This is a genomic window from Flaviaesturariibacter aridisoli, from assembly GCF_004343705.1.
GTDB lineage: Bacteria > Bacteroidota > Bacteroidia > Chitinophagales > Chitinophagaceae > Flavisolibacter > Flavisolibacter aridisoli.
This window is the reverse complement of sequence record NZ_SKFH01000060.1, coordinates 1-5,686: the sequence shown is the minus strand read 5'-3', so window position 1 is coordinate 5,686 and position 5,686 is coordinate 1. Positions and strand designations below refer to the sequence as shown.

The window sequence follows — 5,686 nt, the reverse complement described above, 5'->3', positions numbered from 1 at the left end:
TGATTAGCCATCGGTGCTGCCCTTTTTTCTAAAGGTGGCAGCAGATCAATGGTTGCCGCAGATGCCCGGCTCAGGGATTAGTAAAGCGTCAGTGAAAGGGTGGTCAATTTGCTCCGGCGGAAGTGGTCAATTTACTCCGGCGCGGGGTGGTCAGTTTGCTCCGGCGCCAGGTGGTCAACTTCCACCGGCGCAGGGTGGTCAATATCGCCGGCGTTTGCAGTCTACGGGCTCGCCTTCCGTGTCGGAAGACTTTTCAAAAACAGCGCTCATGTTTTCCAGGAACTCCGACTTCCAGCGCGAGATCATCACGGCGGATACTTCAAATTTTTTGGAGAGCTCAGCGAGGGTTTGCTGGTTCTTGATGGCTTCCAGTGCTACTTTAGCCTTGAACGCGGGGGTGAATTTGCGGCGGGTCTGCTTCTTCATTTGAGGTAGTTAAAAGTACATCCTTTCTTAACTTAACCTCTGGTTTCAAATTCAGGGAGCATTATACTCCATGAAGTCGGCTACCAAAGTGGATTCCAGCAAAATAAACGACAACCATTTGGGATTGCCTTTTCTAGTTGTGCACAGGACTAGCCGGAGTTCGAACTTGTCGAGAACCTGAAGCTGATTTTTGATTTTTAGGAAAGGTGTCTAGGACTGGATTCTCAATGCGCTGAAACTGCGGGAATTAATGAGAATTCGTGTCAGATCTGTGACGTAGTAAGCATCAAGTTTATTTAATGTTCGAACAGATAGTTCTGTCGCGCTAAAAAGTTTGTAGTTGCCTTATTCTAAATAAGAAAAGCTTCTGATAATCAAGACATTAAAATCGTCATTATTCATCAAAAGCTTATCTACAAAAGGTGCACGGAACTAGCCGAGGTTCGAGCTTTTTGAAAGATTCGATATTACAGCTAATTGACTATCAATGTCGAGGTTACTCTATCATTTCGATGAATGCCGATGAAAATAGGTTTCGTAGTGTTGCGGAAGTGCTGCCATGTCGGGAAAGTAATCTTTCCCCATGGCCGTATTCAACATCTGAAGAGCATACTTTGCAATGGTGTTGTAAATCAAATCATGGATAGTTTCATCTTTGTCACCAGTTGTCGAATGAAGTATTGCTTCCACTTGGCTACCTTTTCCAATAATGTTGTTCAGTTCCAGAAGTTCTCGAATTTCTTGGCCTGAGAGAAACACAGCGGTGTTTCCATGCATTTCAAACTTACCTCTTACAAACCGGAACATGACGTTTTTGTCTTCTAGATCAACTTCTATGTGAATTTCGTCGCCGATCTTGTTGCAGTACTTTTCAACTTGGGAGGGGATAATGTACATATGGTTAGGGTATAAAAATGAAAAAAATCTTTTGTCGTGTTTTTAAAGGAAGGCTCTCCATTCGTCTGGTAGCCATTCGTTCTGGTAATAAACGTGCGCCAGAATGCGTAAGAAGTGGAAGCCTGCTGCGTCCGTTTTATAATGACGTGCTGCCAATTTCTTTTCGGAAACTGCAGTTCTGAACGCTTTAAAGTCTTCAGGAAGTGAAATACTGGTTTCGACGTAATAAACCTGGTTTAAATTCTTCTCAAAAAGGGCTTTCTCGAATTCTTCGTCCGGTAGCGATGAAAAAGCTGTTTGAAGATTGATCTTACCATCAACTCCTTGGCGAAACAGTGAATAAATTTCTTCATTGTCCAGCACCGTCGTTAATTCAAAAAGGATGGTGAGGAGGAGGGATGATCGATCTTCATATTCTGCCGGTCGTTTGCCAGTAATAATAAATTCACTTAAAGCAGATATGTTGCCACTCAGTTCAGGAAACCGCTGGTGTTGCTGGTATATGATTAGGATATTATCGAACAATTGGAGCAAGTAGTCATGAATGAATTCTTTGTCATCATCCGTTAGCACCTCGTCCCTGAAAAAGAACAAGAATACATTGAGAATAGCGATGGAGTTGCTATCGATCACTGGCCGTCTGCAACCAATATTCCCCCTGATCAGTTTTTTGATAATTTCTTTTTGCCTGTTTCGTAGATTTTGTTTTTTCTGCTGTGTTGTTCCATCAAACCCCGGCCAATAGGCTCTTGCTTCAAAGTAATATATGAGAGAGTTGAGATAGTCAAAACTTCGCAATGGATAGCCAATAGTTTCAAAAGGGCCGCCTCGTTCTGCAAAAAGCCCTTCATACTCACACGCATATGGCAGGGTCTTCACGAAATATTCTTGCAGCAACTCAAAATGAATCGTCAGCAGCTTTCGAAATTCAGTGATAACAGCCTTTTTCTCCGCTAATCCGTTTGCCAGTATCCAATGCCATGTCTTTAAAATGACGTAATTCAGGCATTGTTTGGCCGGCTCAAGATTATTGTTTTCCCGGCTGTAATGAACCACAATGACACCTAATAAATTCAAGGTTGCAAAAAACTTCGTAAAGGAACGTCCCTTGATTCCGGTAATTTTCTTTTGTTGGAGTTGGACCAGTTGTTTGAAGTCGGAAAAATCATAATCAGGTGCATCCAATAAGACAAGTGTTCGCTTGAAATGCCGGACACTTTCTTCGTCAGTTAGTAAATATTCACCGAAGAGATACTGGCTAAATAAATCCGTAAGTCGATAGATGTCCCAGCGCTCAAAATTACTGTCCGGGAATTCCTGGGCGATAAACCCTTCAAAGGTGGGCCTTGTATTGTTTTTCAAAACACCGTTGTGGACCAACACAAACTTCACCGGAAGGGCATTGAAGTCACTTATCGAACTGTCTTTAAAGACAGTATACTTTGCAGCCCTCAGCGATTCCATGATCCCATCGCGCTTCATCAGGACTGTATCGTCTATATCTCTATCCGCATGGCCTTTCAATTCAAAATAAAAACGTTTCCGTGTCCCATCATAGTCTTTGCCTATTGCAATGATGTCTTTTCCGTATTGAGGTTGTCCTTTGGACTCCTTCGGCGTGGTTACAATGCGAAATCCCATCAAATTCAGCAGAATTGGGAAAAGGTAATCCAATTCTGTATCTTCTTTGAGACTCCTCAGATAATCACTAACCATTAAGGTGTTGCTTCCCATTCAGGTAAAAAATTTTTCCAGTTTTCTAATCGCTCAACCATCCGGTCCCATTCAAAGTTATCCGGGCTGACAAAATAACTGCGGGGCAGCGTCATGGAAGTGCCAACAGACGAAAGTTGCATTACTTCGCCTGTCTCGGCATGTTGCCAGCCGCCACCCTTTGCCAAAATTACTGTTGTTGCCAACTGCCGCATGATACTATTCTTGTCCACACCCTCATTGATGGTTCTTTCAAAATGCTTTTGATAACTTTCCATGTAGTTATTGAAATTGGCAGCTTGTATATATAAAGGGTTCAGTTCTTTCACTTGGGTCTTCCTTTTTGCCCGGTCGAAAAAGACCTCCATATAGTATTGGATCCTGTCATAGATAGTCTGCTGCTCCTCTGTTGTTTTCGGCCAATGGTCATTCAGCGCTTCTGTCACCTGGCTACCGTAATCTTCCGAAAGTAACTCCAGGCGGCTGATAAGTCCTTCCCTCACAGCTTCGTTCTGTGAGTGCAACAAAGGGAGTATCAGGGGTAACGTAGATTTCGCTTCATTAATCAGTGATAGCACTGACGTAAAGAGCTTAAACTGCGATTTGGGAGGCAGGTCTAATACGTTGGTGGCAAAACAGACCATCCCATGGTGTAAAATAAGCTTGCTTAGAATTCGGGATCCAATCCACCGAAGTTCTCCAGAGTCGTGAATTAAAAAAGCAATGAGTTGTTGGTCAAATGCAACCTCTCCCTTATTCCTCAAAGGCTGAATGGTGTGTTCAAAAATGGCTTCGTCAATTTTATATTTGAATTTGGCGGTGAGCGAATTGAGAAAATCAAAATATAAAGAACTCTCATGGAACTCAAAAAAAATCCACGATATAGATGGTATGAGCTTCTGCTCGAAATGTTCCTGTTCCACTAATGTTTTCAGAAGTGCCGTTTTCTCAATTTCATAGCCTTCCATAAAACGGAGCTCATTCATGACAGCAAATGCAAAGTCGGGATCGGGATCGATAATTAACTCATTTAGGGAAGCGAAGCACCGTTCCCGGATCTGACTGTCCAATACGGCAGAGTTGGCAAGTATGCTACAGTATAACTTTGGTAACTGCAGCCTGTATTTTTTACTGTTATTATGGATTTCACCAACCAGACGGAGTATTTCCAAGACTTCTTCCTGATTGAATAAACCTTTTGTGGCCAAAACGACAATAATAGCAGGCTGGTAGACCTCCCTTTGCACATAGTCTCGAAGTTTCGAGAGAAACAAACGATCCTTTTGAATCAGCCCTGTCCAGATATTGATAGTGATGTCCTCGCTAATTCCGTCGAAATTTTCCAATAAGAAGACCTCTAACTCTTGAGCTTTTTCTGGTCGGATCTGCGCGAGTTGTCGTAAGCCTTCTCTTAGCCGGAAAACGTTGAAGTTAGCCACGCCTGGTTCATCATATTTATGGAAGGCATACAGCTCTTTCAAAAGACTCAAGAGGTCCGCAGGGGCAAATTGATGATGCGGAAGAAAGCGCCCCAGAGCTTCGGTGTAAAGAAAAATCCGCGCTTTTCCGACATTATCAAAGCTTTCGAATAAGGATGTGACTTTTTGAGTGTAGTGCTGGTGGTGAAGAAAGAGGCTAATGGCATCTACCCCTCTTAAAAAGCGGGTAATTCCAGTATTTTTTCCCGAATCAAAATGATCCCTGATTGCTTCCAAGAATTGAAACAGAGCGCCTATGTCTTCGCTTAGTTCAAAGTTGAACTTTAGGGCAAAGGCCCGATAGGCAAAATAAGAGAGGAAATTATGCTCCGTTAACTGAACCGTGTCTCCGCTAATTTCAATAACTCCGTTTTCTAGTAGCGGTGCAAAGTCAAACGTAATCTCTTCTTTTGTGAAGACAAATTTCTTATGATCAATCACCAGATTGATCAATTGATCAGTCCGGCCAGTAAGCAAACTCTTTTTTTCAATTTCTTCGTTCGCCTGAGCAAAATCAAACATGGACAGGATCTTTGCCACAAATTAAAGATTCTACTACTTATTGGGACTTAATGGAAAAGCCAATGGAGTAACGGGGGGAGGAATGAGGGCCGAGCGTAGTATTGGCTAGTCGTCACCTTTTGCGATCGGATAACAGTCATGCCCTTTCCAGGGTTTTTGTTAATTCGGCCCCCATTTCGGATCAAGCGCTGCTCCAGACAAGCTCGGTGTCCTTTGTTGCAGATGCTGGCACATTAAAATGCCATTCTATTGGGCGTTCGAACTTGGTGCCCAGTGTCGCCAAAAAGGAGACCTGTCTCCAGAAAGTCGAAAAGAAAGACTTCTGATAATTAAGACATTAAAATTGTCATTAATCATCAAAAGCTTATCTACGAAAAGTGCACAGAACTGGAATCGAACTTAGTTGCCCTTTGGTTTGAGTCTTGACTGACCTTACTTTTTTTATTAGTGTTTCCGATATTTAAATTAACAGTTATGTACTTAAGTCATTGATTAACAATAGGTCTTTTTCAAAAAGATTCGAGTTTTGTTCGGCATTCTCCACGCTTTAAAGAAGCCTCGCAGAAATGCGGGGTTTTTTTATGCCCCTACCTGAAGGTAGGTTGGCTAGCGCGTCCCGCCTGCGGGCGGGAAGGTCACCGGTTCGACTC

4 protein-coding genes are annotated in these 5,686 nt (G+C 42.8%); all 4 read right to left on the bottom strand.

Annotated features, from left to right (window positions below):
* Positions 1-198 precede the first annotated feature (198 nt).
* Positions 199-426: a transposase gene (locus tag E0486_RS18110; protein WP_131854403.1), complete on the bottom strand. Its 228-nt coding sequence runs from the start codon at positions 424-426 to the stop codon at positions 199-201.
* A 504-nt stretch (positions 427-930) separates the two neighbouring features.
* Positions 931-1,323, bottom strand: coding sequence for a hypothetical protein (locus E0486_RS18105; RefSeq protein ID WP_131854402.1), 393 nt, complete (start codon positions 1,321-1,323; stop codon positions 931-933).
* Between the two features lie 42 nt (positions 1,324-1,365).
* Complete coding sequence (locus tag E0486_RS18100) at positions 1,366-3,057, bottom strand: hypothetical protein (protein ID WP_131854400.1); 1,692 nt, start codon at positions 3,055-3,057, stop codon at positions 1,366-1,368.
* Positions 3,039-5,054, bottom strand: a complete 2,016-nt coding sequence (locus tag E0486_RS18095; protein ID WP_131854398.1) for a hypothetical protein — start codon at positions 5,052-5,054, stop codon at positions 3,039-3,041. The genes E0486_RS18100 and E0486_RS18095 overlap by 19 nt, the downstream gene beginning before the upstream one ends.
* Between the last annotated feature and the right edge of the window lie 632 nt (positions 5,055-5,686).

What these genes read in the sequence shown, in the direction of transcription:
- E0486_RS18100 (WP_131854400.1), bottom strand. Translation starts at nt 3,057, where the DNA reads ATGGGAAGCAACACCTTAATGGTTAGTGATTATCTGAGGAGTCTCAAA.
- E0486_RS18110 (WP_131854403.1), bottom strand. Translation starts at nt 426, where the DNA reads ATGAAGAAGCAGACCCGCCGCAAATTCACCCCCGCGTTCAAGGCTAAA.
- E0486_RS18105 (WP_131854402.1), bottom strand. Translation starts at nt 1,323, where the DNA reads ATGTACATTATCCCCTCCCAAGTTGAAAAGTACTGCAACAAGATCGGC.